The sequence below is a fragment of the Bradyrhizobium sp. USDA 241 genome (assembly GCF_049739505.1).
In the GTDB taxonomy this organism is placed as follows: domain Bacteria; phylum Pseudomonadota; class Alphaproteobacteria; order Rhizobiales; family Xanthobacteraceae; genus Bradyrhizobium; species Bradyrhizobium liaoningense.
In genome coordinates this window covers 3,941,123-3,957,975 of the sequence record NZ_JBMGPZ010000005.1, presented here as the reverse complement: position 1 = coordinate 3,957,975, position 16,853 = coordinate 3,941,123, and the positions used below count along the sequence as shown (strand labels likewise).

General features: G+C 65.0%; 15 protein-coding genes and 1 pseudogene. 8 read left to right on the top strand and 8 right to left on the bottom strand.

Features of this window, described 5'->3' with window-relative positions; all coding sequences use genetic code 11:
* The first annotated feature begins 155 nt into the window (after positions 1 to 155).
* Complete coding sequence (locus ABIF91_RS40990; RefSeq protein ID WP_028178803.1) at positions 156 to 1,130, top strand: alpha/beta fold hydrolase; 975 nt, start codon at positions 156 to 158, stop codon at positions 1,128 to 1,130.
* A gap of 137 nt (positions 1,131 to 1,267) precedes the next feature.
* On the opposite strand, the gene ABIF91_RS40985 is transcribed toward ABIF91_RS40990, so the two are convergent.
* Entirely contained in the window at positions 1,268 to 1,507 is a 240-nt protein-coding gene (locus tag ABIF91_RS40985; RefSeq protein WP_028178804.1) for a hypothetical protein, read from the bottom strand.
* A gap of 560 nt (positions 1,508 to 2,067) precedes the next feature.
* Here ABIF91_RS40985 and ABIF91_RS40980 point away from each other — a divergent pair.
* A complete protein-coding gene (locus tag ABIF91_RS40980) occupies positions 2,068 to 3,039 on the top strand; it encodes an SDR family NAD(P)-dependent oxidoreductase (RefSeq protein WP_424579762.1) in 972 nt (323 codons plus the stop codon).
* Positions 3,040 to 3,289: 250 nt separating this feature from the next.
* Positions 3,290 to 4,398 (top strand): annotated as a pseudogene (locus ABIF91_RS40975) (alpha/beta hydrolase family protein).
* Positions 4,399 to 4,425: 27 nt separating this feature from the next.
* Here ABIF91_RS40975 and ABIF91_RS40970 read toward each other — a convergent pair.
* Positions 4,426 to 4,932 (bottom strand): MarR family winged helix-turn-helix transcriptional regulator, encoded by a 507-nt coding sequence (locus ABIF91_RS40970; RefSeq protein WP_028178807.1) that lies wholly within the window; start codon positions 4,930 to 4,932, stop codon positions 4,426 to 4,428.
* A 394-nt stretch (positions 4,933 to 5,326) separates the two neighbouring features.
* Here ABIF91_RS40970 and ABIF91_RS40965 point away from each other — a divergent pair, with 394 nt between their 5' ends.
* Positions 5,327 to 6,850: a porin gene (locus ABIF91_RS40965; protein ID WP_424579761.1), complete on the top strand. Its 1,524-nt coding sequence runs from the start codon at positions 5,327 to 5,329 to the stop codon at positions 6,848 to 6,850.
* A gap of 274 nt (positions 6,851 to 7,124) precedes the next feature.
* Here ABIF91_RS40965 and ABIF91_RS40960 read toward each other — a convergent pair whose 3' ends face one another.
* The 3 genes from ABIF91_RS40960 to ABIF91_RS40950 form a co-directional block, all read right to left on the bottom strand.
* Positions 7,125 to 7,616 carry a GcrA family cell cycle regulator gene (locus tag ABIF91_RS40960; protein WP_028178809.1) on the bottom strand — a complete coding sequence of 164 codons (492 nt, stop codon included), beginning with the start codon at positions 7,614 to 7,616 and terminating at the stop codon, positions 7,125 to 7,127.
* A gap of 74 nt (positions 7,617 to 7,690) precedes the next feature.
* Complete coding sequence (locus ABIF91_RS40955) at positions 7,691 to 7,888, bottom strand: hypothetical protein (protein ID WP_024341172.1); 198 nt, start codon at positions 7,886 to 7,888, stop codon at positions 7,691 to 7,693.
* A gap of 199 nt (positions 7,889 to 8,087) precedes the next feature.
* The gene (locus ABIF91_RS40950; RefSeq protein WP_424579760.1) at positions 8,088 to 9,029 is read right to left on the bottom strand and encodes an acetamidase/formamidase family protein; all 942 of its coding nucleotides are present in this window, start codon (positions 9,027 to 9,029) and stop codon (positions 8,088 to 8,090) included.
* 168 nt (positions 9,030 to 9,197) lie between these two features.
* On the opposite strand from ABIF91_RS40950, the gene ABIF91_RS40945 reads away from it, so the two are divergent.
* The 3 genes from ABIF91_RS40945 to ABIF91_RS40935 are packed head-to-tail and all read left to right on the top strand — an operon-like array spanning position 9,198 to position 11,994.
* Positions 9,198 to 9,965, top strand: a complete 768-nt coding sequence (locus tag ABIF91_RS40945) for a YdcF family protein (protein WP_035673866.1) — start codon at positions 9,198 to 9,200, stop codon at positions 9,963 to 9,965.
* Between the two features lie 58 nt (positions 9,966 to 10,023).
* Positions 10,024 to 10,806 (top strand): DUF169 domain-containing protein, encoded by a 783-nt coding sequence (locus ABIF91_RS40940; RefSeq protein ID WP_028178812.1) that lies wholly within the window; start codon positions 10,024 to 10,026, stop codon positions 10,804 to 10,806.
* 9 nt (positions 10,807 to 10,815) lie between these two features.
* Complete coding sequence (locus ABIF91_RS40935; protein WP_028178813.1) at positions 10,816 to 11,994, top strand: saccharopine dehydrogenase family protein; 1,179 nt, start codon at positions 10,816 to 10,818, stop codon at positions 11,992 to 11,994.
* A 91-nt stretch (positions 11,995 to 12,085) separates the two neighbouring features.
* On the opposite strand, the gene ABIF91_RS40930 is transcribed toward ABIF91_RS40935, so the two are convergent.
* Positions 12,086 to 13,282, bottom strand: a complete 1,197-nt coding sequence (locus ABIF91_RS40930; RefSeq protein ID WP_028178814.1) for an FAD-dependent monooxygenase — start codon at positions 13,280 to 13,282, stop codon at positions 12,086 to 12,088.
* 147 nt (positions 13,283 to 13,429) lie between these two features.
* On the opposite strand from ABIF91_RS40930, the gene ABIF91_RS40925 reads away from it, so the two are divergent.
* A complete protein-coding gene (locus tag ABIF91_RS40925; protein ID WP_050995134.1) occupies positions 13,430 to 13,906 on the top strand; it encodes a MarR family winged helix-turn-helix transcriptional regulator in 477 nt (158 codons plus the stop codon).
* Here the strand turns inward: ABIF91_RS40925 and ABIF91_RS40920 are convergent.
* Together ABIF91_RS40920 and ABIF91_RS40915 are read right to left on the bottom strand one after the other, a co-directional pair.
* Entirely contained in the window at positions 13,875 to 15,131 is a 1,257-nt protein-coding gene (locus tag ABIF91_RS40920; protein WP_028178816.1) for an O-antigen ligase family protein, read from the bottom strand. The genes ABIF91_RS40925 and ABIF91_RS40920 overlap by 32 nt on opposite strands.
* 156 nt (positions 15,132 to 15,287) lie before the next feature.
* Positions 15,288 to 16,838, bottom strand: a complete 1,551-nt coding sequence (locus ABIF91_RS40915) for an undecaprenyl-phosphate glucose phosphotransferase (RefSeq protein WP_028178817.1) — start codon at positions 16,836 to 16,838, stop codon at positions 15,288 to 15,290.
* Positions 16,839 to 16,853 lie beyond the last annotated feature (15 nt).

The following is a 16,853-nucleotide window of genomic DNA, read 5'->3' as shown; positions in this document are numbered from 1 at the left end:
TTTTCGGGGGGTTGTGGGCGGTTTGCGGGCCACGGCTTTGTGATCTGAATGCGAGTAGGAAAAGCGAGTGAATGCTCGCATTATATCGGCAAGTGGCGGCGGGTCGGCAAGCCTCTTTGTCGCCGTATCGAAAAGAGCCAGATGGGGATGTGGCGATGAGCGTTGCCAGGATCGTGTCGGCCTTGCAGTTCTGCCCGGGCGGCTGCGTGTTCGGTGCGCGAGCCTCGCGCGATCCCGCGCCGAGCCTGCAGAGCCGCGCCTTCAACCTGCTGCTCGGGCTGCTTCCGCACAAGGAGCGGTTGGCCTCAGCCGAGGCGGTGCAGGCGCATGTGCAGAAGCTCGCCTTGCAGCCGGCCTCGTTCGAGCCGCCAAATCTCGGCGGCGGCGTCGAGGTGACGCTGACCAAGATGGGCGGATGGCCCGTGTACTACACCGCGCCGTCGTCGGGCCATGAGGGCTGCAACTACGTCATGTTCCTGCATGGCGGCGGTTACATCAACGAGATCGCGGCGGCGCATTGGCGCTTCATTGGCGAGATGACGCGCAAGGCGCGCGTGTGTTGCGTCGTGCCGATCTATCCGCTGGCGCCGCGCGCCACCGCGAAGGATGTGGTGCCGGCGACGGCCGAGCTGCTGCGGATGCTGCTGGAGGATGCAGGGCCGGCAAAGGTCACGGTGGTCGGCAATTCGGCCGGTGCGGGCCTCGCGCTCGCCGCCTGCCAATGGCTGCGAGATCGCGGGCACCGGCAGCCGAGCCGGATGGTGCTGATCTCGCCGGCGGCCGATGCCTCGGTCAGCCGTCCAGAGCAGGTGGCGATCGCCGCACGCGATCCGATCCAGGACATTCCGGGGATTGTCGAAGCGGGCCGGCTCTATGCCGGCGAGCTCGATCTCGGCCATCCCTTCGTCAGTCCGCTCTACGGCGCGTTTCGTGCGCTCGCGCCGATGACGATCTTTGCCGGTACGCGCGATCTGCTCTACCCTGACAGCGTCGATCTGGCGGAAAGGGCGAGGGCGGCGGGCGTGGCGGTCGAGCTGCATTTGCTGCGCGACCAGCCGCACAACTACGCGTTGATGCCGACGCCGGAAGGGCGGCAGGCGCGTGCGATCATTTTGCGTGAGGTGGCCTAGGGACGTGGCGTGATCATCGTCACAGAGCGCGCGGCCGCGAACGGTCTGGCGCTTGCGGTGCCCGCGGGGAGGGACAAGGCGGCCTCCGGGGCGTTTCCTCGATCCGTCGTGTTCGGATCAGTAGTTTTGCGGGGCCGTCAGGCGTGGCCCTTGATCTCGTAGTGACCCGGCACGCATTTGTAGCGCTCGAGGCGCCAATTGGCGTGATAGATCGGATGCTCACCCATCCATTTCGCTAAGGGTGCCTGTGCGCCGACCGCGCACTGCATCATCGAAATCTCGGGCGTCATGTTGCTGTCGGTCACGATTTCCTCGACGCAACTGCCTGAGCTGGCTGCGCCAAGCCGGCAAAGTACGGCAACGACGGTCACGAACATTCCTGTCACCTCATCGGTTGTTTCTGACCACGAGGAGGATGCAAGCGGAGTGCCAAAGCCTGTTGCACGCAAGCGACACGCTGGCCTGGCCGACTTGACCCAGCGTCCGGTGTCCATTTGACGATTCGGATTGAAAAAATTGCCCATAAACCGAAGCCGGACAAATACGGGAACCCTAGGAGTGCTGCTCCGCGCTGCCGGTGATCCGAGCCGGGCTTCGGGGGACGACGGAGCAAGCGCCTCGTCCTTCGAGACGATGGGATGAAGCTCAGCGGCAGTGGTGCTCGTCAAACTAGCGCAACGCACTTCGGTCCTCGTCCTGAGGGCCCGCCGGGGGCGGGCGTCTCGAAGGATGTGCCGCGGGCGCTGCTGCCTCCGTGTCTGGACGGCGTGGCGACCGACCTGAAGCGGACGATAATCCGCGCGCCGAAATAACGCCGAAGACTGCATCGCCGATCCGCTTTCTTTTGCGGATGCGGCGCTGCTACAGTTTTGCGCGCGGCCCGCTGAGCGGCGCTGTGACGAAGAAACATACCGACAAGGGGAGGGACCGAAGTCCCATGAAGGATTTTGCTGGAAAGATCGCGGTCATCACCGGCGGCGGCACGGGAATGGGGCGCGAGCTCGCGCGGCAGCTCGTCGCCGAAGGCTGCAACGTCGCGATGTGCGACGTCTCGGAGGCCGCGATGGCCGAGACCAGGCGGCTGTGCGAGGCCGAGAAGCTGCCGCAGGGCCTGCGCGTCACGACGCATGTCGCCGACGTCGCGATCGAGGATAACCTGAAGCGCTTTCGCGACGAGATCGCCGAGCAGCAGAAGACGGACAAGATCCATCTGCTGTTCAACAATGCCGGCATCGGCGGCGGCGGCAGCCTGTTCACCAACACGCGCGAGCAGTGGGAGCGCACCTTCAACATCTGCTGGGGCGCGGTCTATCTCGGCGTGCGCACCTTCCTGCCGATGCTGGTGGCCGCGGACGAGGCCCACATCGTCAACACCGCGAGCGTCAACGGCTTCTGGGCCTCGATCGGCATGAACCAGGCGCACACCGCCTACAGCTCGGCCAAATTCGCCGTGAAGGGATTTACCGAAGCGCTGATCAACGACCTTCGTCTGCACGCGCCGCACGTCAAATGCTCGGTGGTGATGCCCGGCCACATCGGCACCTCGATCGTCTCCAATTCGCGCAAGGTGCAGAGCACGGACGGCTCGGAACGGCTCAACGCCGACGAGGTGGCGCTGACCCGCAAGCGCATGGTGGCGGCCGGCGTGCCGGATGCGGACAAGATGTCGGACGAGGACATCCAGGCGGTGTTCGCCGAGCGCGCTCGCAGCTTTCTGGAGGATGCGCCGACGACGGCCGCGCAGGCGGCGAAGATCATTCTCGACGGCGTCAAGGCGGAGCGCTGGCGCATCCTCGTCGGCGAGGACGCAAAACGTCTCGACGAGCGCGTGCGCGCCACGCCGGAGCAGGCTTGCGACCGCGCCTTCTACGAAAGTCTCGTGCAGGAGGTCGGCTGGCGGCTTGGTTGAGACGGTCTCCGAGCGGGCGCGAATGTACGTATGATGATCATCATGGCAAGAGATGCGCAGGGCAATCGTGCGTGCCACCTCTTGCCAATGTTCGCCCGCTCCATGACCTGCCGGTATGTCACGCATGCGACATGACGATGTTCAAGCGATGGTGATCTGAAACGCCTCTCATCGGGCGCTCGGCCGCTTGGTTGGCGGACTGAAATCGTTTAATTAATGGGGGTAACGCGACGATCGAGCGTAGCTCCCGATGATACCAGCATGCCTCTCCGACGGACCCTTTGCCCGGAACGAGAGGATATTTCCGCTGAGTTCACGCGGCTGCTCACTGCGGCCCAGGAGGGCGGCGCCACGATCGCGGAATGCCTCATGATCGCGCGACAGCTGAAGCGGGGCGACGACCGGTCCTGGCATCGCGAGTGGAAGAAGCTGGCGCAAACCAATCGGCAACGCGCCGAGGCCGCGTTCGCGGAGGGCCACAGGGCGAGCGCGCAGCGCAATTGGCTGCGCGCGATGAACTACTATGGTGCCGCGGCGATGCCGCTCGATCTGGCGGACGAGCGCCGCTGGGTCGCGGTGCTGGCGATGCAGGATTGCGCCCGCCGCTATCTCGCCGCGCGCAGCCCGGCCGGCGAAGTCGTGACGATCCCCTGGCTCGACGGGCATTCGCTGCAGGGCTACTTCCTTCCTGCGCCATCAGCAGGCGGGCGGGCTCCGACGGTGATCTGCATCGGCGAGCCCGGTCACCGCAAGGAAGAGTTCCTGATCAAGCTCGTGCCGCATGCGCGCGAGCGCGGTTTCTCCATGCTGGCCATCGACCTCTTCGGCGACCAGCGTGACGATTTTCTCGACGCGCTGTTGCGGCGTCGGGATCTCGAGAGCGCGATCCCTGGCGTCATGGACTATCTGGAGACGCGCGGTGACGTCGACTTCGCGCGCGTCGGCATCATCGCCGATGGCTGGGGCTCGTCCTTCGTCTCGCGCGCGGTGTTGCAGGAGCCGCGGCTTGCCGCCGCCGTCTGCGACGGCGGCCTGTGGGACCTGCACGAGCGGGCCTTCTTTGCCAGCCGATTCGCGATGAGCGACGTCAGCATCGTCCCGGTGCCGCATGCGCCGCTCATGGCCTCCAGCGCCGAGTGCCCGGTGCTGATCACGCTCGGCGAGGACGGTTGGCTCAAGGCCGATCGGGCGCGTCAGATCGTCCGGAACTCCAGGCTCGGCGGTTCGGACGTCATGCTGAAGGTGTTCACTGCGGCCGAGACCGGCGCGGCACAGAGCCATGCGGACAATCCCAGCCTTGCCAACGAATACATCTTCGACTGGCTCGAATCACGGCTCGGTGCCGCCGCGCGCATCTAGCGGCGGTGGCCCGGATCGGGCCGGGCGTCAGAAGTCCAGGCTCAGACGGACGCAGGCCTTTTCGAGACGGCTCTTCAGCGTCGCGAGCTTGGTGGTGAATTCGGTGAGCTCAGCCTCGTCGAATTCCTGGAAGACGAATTCCCTGATGGTCTTGTACTGCTCGTTGAGGCTCGCCAGGTGCTTCTGCGTCTTGTCGGTCAGGGACAGCCGGACCACCCTGGCGTCGGTCGGCGAGGGGCGGCGGCGCAACAGGCCCTTCTTTTCGAGCAGCTTGGACTGGGTCGTGACGAAGGACGGATCGACGTGGAGGAGCTTGGACACGACGTTGACCGGGATGCCGTCGTCCTTGTCGAGGTCGGAGATGGCCATCAGAATCAGCCATTGCGGCCCGCTGATGCCGAGCGTCCTCGCCCAGAACTGACGCAGCTCCTCGAGATACAGGTTGATCGACGATATCTCCCAGGTGAATCGCCTGATGATATCCAGGTTGCCGATGGTGCGCAGGCGCGCTCCCTCTTTCCTCGTCGCGGACACAGCGTCACTCCGTGAACCGGTTGTTCAGATCAGTGTTCGTGGAATGTCATAGTCCACGCAAGCCTGCTCTGACGCAAGTGCAGAGCAGGGTAATTTTGTCACCAAAACCACAAAGATGACCGGCTCAGCAGATTCGCCCGGCCCGGGTGTTGCGGCAGGGGCACAGGTTTAGCGAAACTAGTAACCTGAGCTAATAAACTATTTTGATTAGCGGAACAGCGCAGGCATATTGACCGCGACGGTGGGGGGTACTCGATCGTCCCGCGCTCACGTCCCTCGCCTCAAAAGCGGGTGTGTCCGAAAGCGCAAAGCGGCCGAGCGGATTTGAGAGAGACGGGGATCTGGGGGGCCTCACGGTCCGGTCTCCGCAAAATGAGCAACTTGGAGGTTTTAAATGAAAGTGGTGAAGAGCCTTTTGCTCGGCACTGCGGCGGGTCTGATCGCCGTCGGTGGAGCCCAGGCGGCCGATCTTCCGGTCAAGGCCAAGGCGGTCGAGTACGTCAAGATCTGCTCGCTGTACGGCGCGGGCTTCTACTACATCCCGGGCAGCGACACCTGCATCAAGCTGGGTGGCTACCTGCGTGCCGAAGTGGCGCTGAACGCCGGCGGCAACTACAGTGCCCAGTACAACGGCGTGTTCGCGGCCAACAACCGCCTGACCAACTACTACTCGATGCGCGCTCGTGAGGATCTCAACATCGACACGCGCACCGCGACCGAGTACGGCGTCGTCCGCACTTATTTCGACGCGGTCTTCACCTGGACGACCGGCAACTATGTCGGCACCGGCTCTGGCACGGGCGCGACCGCCTACAGTGCCACGACGGCCGGCACGTCCAACCTCAACCCGACTGACGGCGGCATCTCGGGCGGTTCGCTCGGCGTCTACTACGCCTTCATCCAGTTCGCCGGCTTCACCCTGGGCAAGTCGGTGTCGCAGTTCGACGCGCCCTGGATCAACTATCCCGGCAACAACTTCGACCAGCTCGTCGGCGGCAGCGGCACCACCAACGGCGTCCCGCAGATCAGCTACACGGCCGATTTCGGCCAGGGCGTGACGGCGACGTTCTCGGTGCAGGATCAGACGCAGATCTTCCAGACCAACATCTGGAATACCGCGGGCATGACGACCTCGGGCGTTCTCGGCGGCGCCTACGGCTCGAGCGATTTCGGCGGCACCCGGTCCCCCGACATCGTCGGCGCGGTGCGCGTCGACCAGGCCTGGGGCCTGTTCCAGGCGTCGGTCGCTGCGCACGACAACCATACCGGCTATTACGGTGCGACCGAAGACACCGGTCATCCCGAAGACAAGTGGGGCTGGGCGGTTCAGCTCGCTCTCTCGATCAAGAACATTCCGACCGGCGCCGGCGACGTGATCAACGTCTCGGGCGTCTACACCGAAGGCGCGAGCCGCTACAACTTCCAGGAGCTGGCCGCGACCAGCTACTCGATGTTCGGCAGCTCGAACGCCGCCTACCAGAGCATCGGCTTCGCCGGCGTCTCTGACGCGGTGTTCGGCCCGGGCGGCCAGCTCGAGCTGACCAAGACCTACGGCTTCCGTGGTGCCTACACCCACAACTGGAGCCCGTACTGGAATACGGCGCTCTACGGCGCGTGGGCCGCGGTCAACTACAACGGCACGGCGAAGGGCCTGATCTGCGGCAGCGCCGCGTTCGCGACCCTGACCGGCACCTGCAATCCGGACTTCAACATCGGCCAGGTGGGCGTCATCACCCGCTGGACGCCGGTGAAGAACCTGACCTTCTCGGCCGACTTCGTCTACAGCCATCTCGACCAGAAATATTCGGGCGTGATCACGACCCCGGCGGTGACGAGCGTCGCCAAGCCGGCTGCGACCTACGAGCTGAAGGACCAGGACACCTACAGCCTCCTGCTGCGCGCCCAGCGCAACTGGTAAGTTCGAAGGTTTCGACCTTGATGAAGCCCCGGCGGGAAAACCGCCGGGGCTTTTTCGCAAGGAAGGGCATTCGGAAAATCGGCTGGCCTTTGCGGAGGACGAAGATGAGCCATGCGATTCGATCGCCTCAAACTTATTTACTTACCTGAGTTACTAAGCTATATACCGACCAGCCAAATACGAAAGTTGCGGCTCTTAGCTTCACGCTAAGCCTCCAGAAACCTCCGGTGATGCCCCGCCGGAGATTTTTTGTTTTCTGGAGCACGGGGCGGCATCAGCCGCGCATCACGCGAGCGCGCGTGTTCGGCCGGTAGGCGAGGCGGCTGTGACCGGCGCAATAGGGCTGGCCGTCGGGAGCCGTGTTGCCGCAGAAGCAGAAATCGTCTTCGCCCGGCGTCGAGATCGGCCATCGGCAGCGGTTCGCGGACAGCTCCAGCAGAGAGCAGCGATTGGCCTCGTCGATGGGGCCCGCGACCGCGGGGCCATCGCTCTCGCCATAGATCGTGGCGAGCATCTCATATTGCAGCCGCGGCACGGCCCTCCGCGTGCGCGCCGGCGCAAAGCCTCTGTCCTGGTCCTTGCGGTCGTCGACCGCCCGGCCGCGCGTCAGATTCAGCCGGGACAGTTTGCCGATCACGGCGTTGCGGCTGACGCCGATGTCGGCGGCGATCTCGCGGCAGGAGAGGCCGGCCTCGAAGTGCCGCTTCAGCAGTTCAATGCGTTCGTCGGTCCAGGTCGGTGAAGAGGTCGGTGAGAGAACAGGCATGTGTAACGATCCCAGGTTGCAGATGTCGGCCATCCGCCCTCTCGAGATCCGTCCGCCTCACATCCGGCGCGCACTCACGTCCTGCCATTGTCGCGGATCGACAAAAGCCCGTCCTTGATGGCGAGACGGATGCCTTCCTCGATCAATGTCCGTGCGACGCCGGGAACGCTGGTGCCATGGGTGCCCTGTCTCACCAGCTTCTCCAGATAGGCGATGGTCGAGAGCGCCAAGGTAACGGGAATGCGGTCAGTCTCGGCTTTTTCGGTGGCCATGGCCGAACGCTAGCCTCTTACTCGGGTACATAAAAGTAACGATTAAGACTCTATTTAGGTTAGGGGGTGGAAGTCAAATCAGCGCCGGGGCAGCGGCTCACCTTGTTGGACTCGCTTGAGAATCGAACACGGCGCGGCGCGCCGCGGGAAGGCCGGGCCGCGGCTTGATGTCGGCAGGTTGGGGGAGGGCCCGGCGGGCTCAGCCGTGCACGATCGCCTTTTCGATCATGCAATGGATGCCCTTGGCGCCGTTGACGGTCTGGGTCACCCGCAAATCGGCGGCCAGGCTGCACAGCGTGTAGGCATCCTCGCGCGACAGATTTCGCGTCTCGCCGAGCAGCGCGATCATGTCGCGCAGCGCGCGCACCACGCACTGGTCGAGGTCGGGGTCCATGGCCATGGTCATGTAGTGCGTCGCCGTCTCGGCGCGGGGGTAGTCGAGCCCGAGGTCCTTGCGCAGCGTCAGGCGGAAGCGGCCCTGGAGCGCGGTCTCGATCGCGGTGACGCAGACCTCGCCATCGCCCTGCACGTCATGGCCGTCACCGCAGGAGAACATCGCGCCCGGAACGAACACCGGCAGATACAGCGTCGCGCCGGCGCCGAGCTCCTTGTTGTCGAGATTGCCGCCCATCGCGCGCGGGATCAGCGAGGAGATGCAGCCCCAGGCCGGCGGCGGCGAAACGCCCATCACGCCGAAGAACGGCTTGAGAGGCAGGTCGAGGCCCCACGGCATGCGGCCGGTCATCCGCGACCGGTCGAGCGGGATGTTCAGGATGCGCGTCCCGTGGAAATCGTCGGGCAGGGTCCCGGACAGCGGCTTGATCATGTTCCAGCCCCAATCCTGCCGGAGCTGGACATCGAGGATCTCGACCGCGAGCACGTCGCCGGGCTCGGCCCCCTCGACCGCGATCGGACCGGTGAGGATGTGGCCGGGCAGCACGCGCTCGTTCTTCGCATGAACCTCGTGCATCTCGGGCGGAATGTGAAACTTGTCCCGGTCGGGCAGCATGTCGGGGCCGCCGCTGATGGTGTCGACCGTCACCTCGTCGCCGCTGGCAATGGTGAGGACGGGCCGAAGCGCGGCTTCGAAGAAGCCCCAATGGCAGGTTTCGGGGCTGGAATGCAGGTGATGATGGGTCATTTGCCGCGTCCGCTTGGTTTCATCGGCCGCGGGCTTGACCCAACGATCGATCCTCTTTCAAGAAGATTTCTGAAGATGGCGGGGCCGGTCAAGCCCTGCACAGACAGGCACGATGATTTCAGCGAGGCTCCCCTGTTTTTTGTTCTTTCCAAGACCCTCGGCGTCGCGCTGCTGCCGATCAATCTCCTGGTCGAGCTCGGGATCCTGTCCGTCGTGCTGATGGCGACGCGCTTTGCCGCGCTCGGCCGCAGGCTTGCTGTGATCACGCTGGTGGTGCTGGGGCTCGCTGCGTTCTCGCCGCTCGGCAATCTCCTGATCTATCCGCTGGAGTCGCGCTTTCCGGCGTGGGATCCGTCGCGCGGCGCGCCGGACGGCATCATCGTGCTCGGCGGCTCCGTCGACACCGATCTGTCGGCGGCGCACCGCACGCCCGTCGTCGCGCACGCGGCCGATCGTCTGTTCGCGCCGGCCGAGCTCGCGCGGCGCTATCCGAACGCGCGCATCGTCTTCACCGGAGGCTCAGCGAACCTGGTTTCGACCGAGGCGAAGGAGGCCGACTACTCTGCGCCGATCCTGGAGAATCTCGGCATACCGAAGCAGCGCCTGATCCTCGAACGCGACTCCCGCAACACCTGGGAGAATGCGATCTTCACCAAGAAACTGGTATCGCCAAAGCCGGGCGAGCGCTGGCTCCTGGTCACGTCGGCCTTCCACATGCCGCGCTCGATGGGGATCTTCCGCAAGGCCGGATTTGACGTCGAGGCCTATCCCGTGGACTGGCGGATGGGGGGACGAGACGATCTGTTTTCCTTCACCAATGTCGGAGCGGACGGGCTGGGCCGAACCGAAGTCGCCGTCCGCGAGTGGATCGGCCTCGTGGCCTACCGTCTGATGGGCCGGACCGGCGAGTTGCTTCCGGGACCGGGCAAGGACTAGAACGAGGGCCGCAAAACAACAACACACGGCGCGCGATCGCCGGCCGGGAGGGACCGCCATGCAGGAGCAGAGCGCAGAGAGGATCGATCTTGCCGGCCTCGTCGCCGACCTCAACAGCCTGCTGCGGCTGAAGACGACGGTGATCGGCATGAAGTTGTTCGCAACGGCCGCGGAGATGGAGGCGATCCCGAAGATCCGGCGTCCGAACGCAATTCACACCACCGATCAAATCGTCAGCATGGCCGCGCGCCTCGGCTGGACCGTCGGCATCACCGCCGACGACCTCGTCGGCGCGCAATGCCGCGCGGTGATCGGCCTTGCGCCGCAGGACGAGAAATGGCTCGCCGGCGAAAACTATGTCGGGGTCTGGCATGGCACGGCGGAAGACGCGCGCAAGCGTCAGGAGGCGCTCGACGTGGTTCCGTTCGGGCAATATCAGGCGCTCGCCGTCAGCCCGCTGGCGAGCGGCCGGCTCGATCCGCCCGACATCTGCCTGGTCTATGCGACGCCAGGGCAGATGATCATCCTGATCAACGGGCTGCAATATACCGGCTACAAGAAGTTCGAATGGGGCGTGGTCGGCGAGACCGCTTGCGCCGATTCCTGGGGGCGGGCGCTCAAGACCGGGGAGCCCAGCCTGTCCTTGCCATGCTATGCCGAACGGCGCTATGGCGGCGTGCCGGACGAGGAGATGCTGATGGCCTTGAAGCCGTCGCATCTCGCCAAGGCAGTCGAAGGCATGAAGGCGCTGGCCAGGAACGGCCTGCGCTATCCGATTCCGCCCTATGGCATTCAAAGCGACGTCCGTGCCGGCATGGGCGTGAGCTACGCGAAGAAGTAAAGGCCGACCATGAGCTCTGCGAAATTCGACATCGTCGTCTACGGCGCGACCGGCTTCACCGGCCAGCTCGTCGCCGAATATCTGACGGCGCACTACGAGGACGACAAGTCCCTGAAATGGGCGATGGCGGGCCGCAGCCTCGACAAGCTGAAATCGGTGCGCGACGCGATCGGTGCGCCCGCGGATACGCCGCTGATCGTCGCGGATGCGTCGGATGCGGCGTCGCTGAAGGCGATGGTCGCTCAGACGAGGTCGGTGATCACGACGGTGGGGCCGTATCAGTTCTATGGCGAGGACCTGTTAGCTGCCTGCGTCGCTGCGGGCGCGGATTATTTCGATCTCTGCGGCGAGCCGGTCTGGATGCGGCAGATGATCGACAAGTACGAGGCGGCGGCCAAGGCGAGCGGCGCGCGCATCGTGTTCTCCTGCGGCTACGACTCCGTGCCGTTCGAGCTCGGCACGTTCTTCGTGCAGGAAGAGGCCAGGCGCGTGTTCGGTGCGCCGGCCGCGCGCGTGAAGGGCCGTGTGCGCGACATGCGCGGCACGCTGTCAGGCGGCACCGCGGCGAGTGCGAAGGCGACCTTCGATGCCGTCGCCAAGGACCTCAGCCTCGTCGCCATTCTCAACGACCATTTTGCGCTGACGCCTGATTTCACCGGCCCGAAGCAGCCCAAAGGCAACCGGGCGGCCTACGAGGAGGATCTGCAATCCTGGGCCGCGCCGTTCATGATGGCGCTGATCAACACCCGCAACGTCCATCGCTCCAACATGCTGATGGGCTTTCCCTACGGCAAGGACTTCGTCTACGACGAGATGGTCCTGACCGGTCCCGGCGAGAAGGGCGAGGCCAACGCCAAGCGCGTGATGGCGGTCAACGCCGAGAAGACCGGTCCTAACGCGCCGAAGCCGGGCGAAGGGCCGTCGAAGGAGGAGCGCGAGAACGGCTTGTTCGATCTGCTCTATGTCGCGATCGCACCGGACGGACGCCAGGTTCGCGCCGGTGTCACCGGCGACCGCGATCCCGGCTATGGCTCGACCTCCAAGATGATCTCCGAATGCGCGATCTGCCTGCTGCGTGATGCGACGGATGTTCCGGGCGGCTTCTGGACGCCGGGCGCAGCGATGCAGCACAAGCTGATCAAGCGGCTGCAGGACAATGCGGGGCTGACGTTCAGGGTGGAGAGCTAGGTCGGCTCTCGTAGGGTGGGCAAAGGCGCAATGCGCCGTGCCCACCATCTCTCAGTGGTGGGCACGCTGCGACCCTATGGCACCGTCTCTGTCACACCGCCCGCGCGTCATACGCGTACATGAAGTCCATGCCCTTGGCGCCGAGCGGCAGCAGCCATTTCATCATCTGATTGCGCATCCACGCGCCGGTGGCGCTGAACTCGCGCTTGCTGTTGCCGTTGCGACGCGCCATCGCGACGATCTTCTCGGTGCGCGGGCGCCGCTCGGCCTCGAAGGCCTGGAAGGTGGCGCCGAGCTCCTGGCCCTCCTGCATCAGCCGCGCAAGGCGCATCGCATCTTCGAGCGCCAGCGAGGCGCCCTGGCCGGCATGGGGACTGGTCGCGTGTGCGGCATCGCCAATCAGCAGCGAACGCTTGCGCGACCAGGTCGGCAGGGTTGCGAGGTCGAGCGTGTCGGTGACGACGATGTTTTCGGCTGCCTCGATGATGGCGGGGATCGGATCGTGCCAGCCGCGGTGGAAGCCGCGCAGATGCTGCTTCAGCGCGGCGTGGTCGAGCGCGCGAAACATCGCCGCGTCCATGCCGTGCGCCGGCTGCGTGCTCCACCACATCACGCCGTCGTTCGGATCGGGGCTGCAATAGCCGTAGCCGAAGAAGCCGCTTTGTCCGAACGTGGTCTCGACGCGAGGGCCGATCGGCCTGCCGTCGAGCACGGCGTGCGGGACGAAGCCGCCGAAGCCGATCAGTCCGGTGTTGAACGGCTGCGGCCCGTCCGGAGCCACCTGGCGGCGTACAACCGAGTGCACGCCGTCGGCGCCGATCAGGAAGTCGCCTTCGACGGTGGTGCCGTCGGAAAAGTAAGCGATGATCGGCTGGTCTCCGCGATCCTCGATCTTGATCAGGCGCTTCTCGAAATAAAGCGAGACGCAGGCGCACCAGGCCTTGTCGATCAGGATCTCGTTCAGCGCGGCGCGTGAGATGTTGACGGCCGGCTGGCCGAAGCGCCGGGCCATGTCGCGGTTGATCGAGCCGAGCTTCTCGCCGTCCTGCGAATAGAAGTCGAAGGCTTCCGCGACCGAGCCGCGGCTGATCAATTCGTTCGCAAGCCCGATCTCCTCCAGGACATGCATGCCGTTCGGCGCGATCTGAAGGCCGCCGCCGATGCCTTTCGAATAAGGCCAGGCCTCGTAGATCGCGGACTCGATGCCGGCGCGGCGCAGCAGGATCGCGACGACGGGCCCGGCGATGCCGGCGCCGATGATCAGGGCCTTGCGGGGACGGTGCGACATGGCTTGCTCGCGACGTTTCCGTGGTGCTAGGAGAAATTACGGTCACTAAATCTCTTAGTGACTAAGATATATATCGAGTAAGAGAAGAGGTCGACCTTGTCAAGGGCGAAGGCGCGCGCTGCGCTGTTGCAGGAGCTCGAGGACGCCATGCGCAGGTCTTCCGCACAGGGTGTGCTCTACGGACAGACCGTTGCGAACGTTGCCGGAATTGCCAATTCCGATCTCGAATGCATGGACATCCTGTATCTCGAAGGCCGCGTAACGGCAGGGCGGCTTGCCGAGGTCACCGGCCTGACCACCGGTGCCATCACCGGTGTTGTCGACCGGCTCGAAAAGGCCGGCCTGGTGCGTCGCGAGCGCGACGAGAAGGATCGTCGCAAGGTCTTCATCGCGGTCGTGCCGGAGGCGATCGCCGGCCTTGGCCAGTACTACGTGCCGATGCAGCAGGCGATGGAGAAAGTCTGCAACGGCTATTCCGACGAGGAATTGCGGCTGCTGCTTCGCTTCTCCAATGAAGCATACAAGGGGACGCTCGCGGCGACAGAGGCCCTGAAGGGCCTGCTCGACACGCCGCCGGAAAAGCGGCCCGATCTCAAGCTGAAGAAGCGTCCTCGCCAGCCCTGATCTTGTAGGCCTGCGCGGCCGCGATCATGCCCCACATCGCGCCCAGCATCATCCAGAAGTGCCGCCAGTGATCGGTGTCGATCACGAAGTTTTCGCCGACGGTGCCGAGGAAGGCGGAGAAGACCGCGAGATAGGCGCGCTGCCAGGGCACACGCACGAAGATGTGCCTGAAGCCCATGATGACGGTGGTGAAGACCAGCGCGGGATAGCACACGCCGGAAAGCCAGCCGCCGGACATGAAGGCGTTCAGGTAGGAGTTGTGGGTGTCCTCGGGGAAGTAGCGGTGGAATTGCAGGGGGCCGATGCCGAACGGCAGGTCGAGCGCCATCTCCGCGCCGAGGATGTGCCGGCCGAACCGGCCGAAGCGGCCTTCGTCATAGCTCTGATCGAAGCTCGCGCGCTGCTTGAACATCTCGGCGGTAGAATCGAACGACAGCAGCACCGCGATCAGCGCGAGGCCCAGCACCGCGGCGACGATCGCCATGACGATGATGCGCGAACGCTGTGCGTTGGTGCGGCTGGTCAGCACCATCAGCGCCAGCATGAAGGCGGAGGTCAGCACCAGTCCGCCCCAGGCGGCGCGGGAGAAGGCGAGCAGGATCGCCAGCGACATGATGCCGAAGGCGAAGACGTTGCGGAACGCCTTGCCGAACTTGTCGGAGACGACGCTCTGGAGCGCGAACAGGGCCGGCAGGATCAGGAAGGCGCCGAGCACGTTCGGGTCCTTGAAGGTGCCGCGCGCGCGGCCGTAGAGCGTGAGCAGGTCGTTGCCGCCCGGCACCAGGTGGAAATAGCCGGCGACCGCCAGCAGCGAGGCGACCATGGCGCCGACCACGAGCCCGCGGCGGAGCATGTCGAGCCGCGCCGCGGTGTCCTCGGACGTGACCATCGCGAAGAACACCACGGTCACCGCCATGTACCAGGAGGTCGCGATCCAGCTCGCCACCTCAGGCTTATCGAACAGCGGGATCGCGCTGATCGTATAGCCGACATTGAGCAGGACCAGCATCAGCACAAGCGGCATCAGCGCGAGCCGCAGGCGCAGGCCGGTGGCAAAGAAGGTGACGGTGGCGAGCAGCGTCGCGATCTCGTAGGGGCTCGGCTCGATGAAGACGATCGCGCCGGAGGCGCCGACCAGCCACACCAGCGCGCGCTGCAGCGCCAGCACGCCGGGCGCAGCACGGACCGCTGCATTCATCTCCCCGGCTGTCGCCGCATACGTCATCGCACGCTCATACGCTCACGCAACTCTTACGCCACAAAACACGCCGTCATCGCCCGGCTTGACCGGGCGATCCAGTACTCTGCGGCGCCCCTTGCGGAAAACGGCTGGCGCTGCGGGGTACTGGATGCCCCGGTCAAGCCGGGGCATGACGGAAACTCAATACGCGTTCTCGTTCTTGGTCAGCAGCGAGATCGGCGTCTTCAGGAGGATGTAGAGGTCGAACAGGACCGACCAGTTCTCGATGTAATAGAGGTCGAACTCGACGCGCTTCTGGATCTTCTCTTCGTTGTCGATCTCGCCGCGCCAGCCGTTGATCTGGGCCCAGCCGGTAATGCCCGGCTTGACGCGGTGACGGGCGAAATAGCCGTCGACGGCTTCGTCGAACAGACGGCTCTGGAGCTTGCCCTGCACCGCATGCGGCCGCGGGCCGACCAGCGAGAGATTGCCTGAAAACACCACGTTGAAGAGCTGCGGCAGCTCGTCGAGGCTGGTCTTGCGGATGAAGCGGCCGACGCGGGTGACGCGCGAATCGTTCTTGGTCACGACCTTCGATGCGGTCGGGTCGGCCTGATGGTGGTACATCGAGCGGAATTTGTAGACGTCGATGCGCTCGTTGTTGAAGCCGAAACGCTTCTGGCGGAACAGCACCGGGCCGGGGCTGTCGAGCTTCACTGCCAGCGCCACCAGTCCCATCACCGGCAGCGCTGCGAGCAGCGCGAGGCTGCCCACGACGCGGTCGAACAGCCACTTCATCACCAGATCCCAGTCGGTGATCGGCGCCTCGAACACGTCCAGCGTCGGCACCTCGCCGAGATAGGAATAGGAGCGGGGACGGAAGCGCAGCTTGTTGGTGTGCGCGGACAGGCGAATGTCGACCGGCAGCACCCAGAGCTTCTTCAGCATCTCGAGGATCCGCGTTTCCGCCGAGATCGGCAGCGCGAACAGCACGAGGTCGACGCGGGTGCGGCGGGCGAACTCGACGATGTCGTCGACCTTGCCGAGCTTGCGCGCGCCGGCGCAGGCGTCGAGCGCGCGGCTGTCGTTGCGGTCGTCGAACACGCCGAGCACGTGGATGTCGGAGTCTTCCTGCGCCTTCAACGCCTCGACCAGCTGCTCGCCGTTGCTGTCGGAGCCGACGATGATGGTCCGGCGGTCGAGCCGGCCCTGGCGCGCCCAGCCGCGCACCAGCGCGCGCAGCACCAGACGCTCGGCAATCAGCGCGGCGAGTCCGAGGAAGTAGAAGGCGGCAAGCCACAGCCGCGAGATTTCGCTGCCGTACTTGGCGAAAAAGGAGATGCCGATGAACAGCAGGAAGACGAAGGACCAGGACGAGATCATCCGCGTCATCTGCCGGAGCTGACCACGGAACAGCTGCACCTGGTAGATGTCGGCGGCCTGGAAGCAGACCACGGCGGCGCCCGCGACGGCGACGACCTCGGCGGGATAGATCCAGCTGAAGGCGCCGGAGAGCGGCATGACATAGCCGACATAGAGCGCAATGCCGACGAGGCTCAGCAGCACGAAATCGGCCAGACGGACGAAACCGGCGATCACGACCGGCGAATAGGCGCGGGCGACCTTCTGGTTGACCACGTCGAGCGCGGCAGGCGAGAGCCGGCGACGGCGCTCCACGAAGGGCTGGTCAGCAGGTTTTGCCGCGGCACTGGTCGCGGCATCGAGCATCGAGCGTGCGTTGAGCGGTTCCACGGGTGTCCACGTCCA

What these genes read in the sequence shown, in the direction of transcription:
- ABIF91_RS40990 (WP_028178803.1), top strand. Translation starts at nt 156, where the DNA reads ATGAGCGTTGCCAGGATCGTGTCGGCCTTGCAGTTCTGCCCGGGCGGC.
- ABIF91_RS40985 (WP_028178804.1), bottom strand. Translation starts at nt 1,507, where the DNA reads ATGTTCGTGACCGTCGTTGCCGTACTTTGCCGGCTTGGCGCAGCCAGC.
- ABIF91_RS40980 (WP_424579762.1), top strand. Translation starts at nt 2,068, where the DNA reads ATGAAGGATTTTGCTGGAAAGATCGCGGTCATCACCGGCGGCGGCACG.
- ABIF91_RS40965 (WP_424579761.1), top strand. Translation starts at nt 5,327, where the DNA reads ATGAAAGTGGTGAAGAGCCTTTTGCTCGGCACTGCGGCGGGTCTGATC.
- ABIF91_RS40960 (WP_028178809.1), bottom strand. Translation starts at nt 7,616, where the DNA reads ATGCCTGTTCTCTCACCGACCTCTTCACCGACCTGGACCGACGAACGC.
- ABIF91_RS40955 (WP_024341172.1), bottom strand. Translation starts at nt 7,888, where the DNA reads ATGGCCACCGAAAAAGCCGAGACTGACCGCATTCCCGTTACCTTGGCG.
- ABIF91_RS40950 (WP_424579760.1), bottom strand. Translation starts at nt 9,029, where the DNA reads ATGACCCATCATCACCTGCATTCCAGCCCCGAAACCTGCCATTGGGGC.
- ABIF91_RS40940 (WP_028178812.1), top strand. Translation starts at nt 10,024, where the DNA reads ATGCAGGAGCAGAGCGCAGAGAGGATCGATCTTGCCGGCCTCGTCGCC.
- ABIF91_RS40935 (WP_028178813.1), top strand. Translation starts at nt 10,816, where the DNA reads ATGAGCTCTGCGAAATTCGACATCGTCGTCTACGGCGCGACCGGCTTC.
- ABIF91_RS40930 (WP_028178814.1), bottom strand. Translation starts at nt 13,282, where the DNA reads ATGTCGCACCGTCCCCGCAAGGCCCTGATCATCGGCGCCGGCATCGCC.
- ABIF91_RS40925 (WP_050995134.1), top strand. Translation starts at nt 13,430, where the DNA reads ATGCGCAGGTCTTCCGCACAGGGTGTGCTCTACGGACAGACCGTTGCG.
- ABIF91_RS40920 (WP_028178816.1), bottom strand. Translation starts at nt 15,131, where the DNA reads ATGACGTATGCGGCGACAGCCGGGGAGATGAATGCAGCGGTCCGTGCT.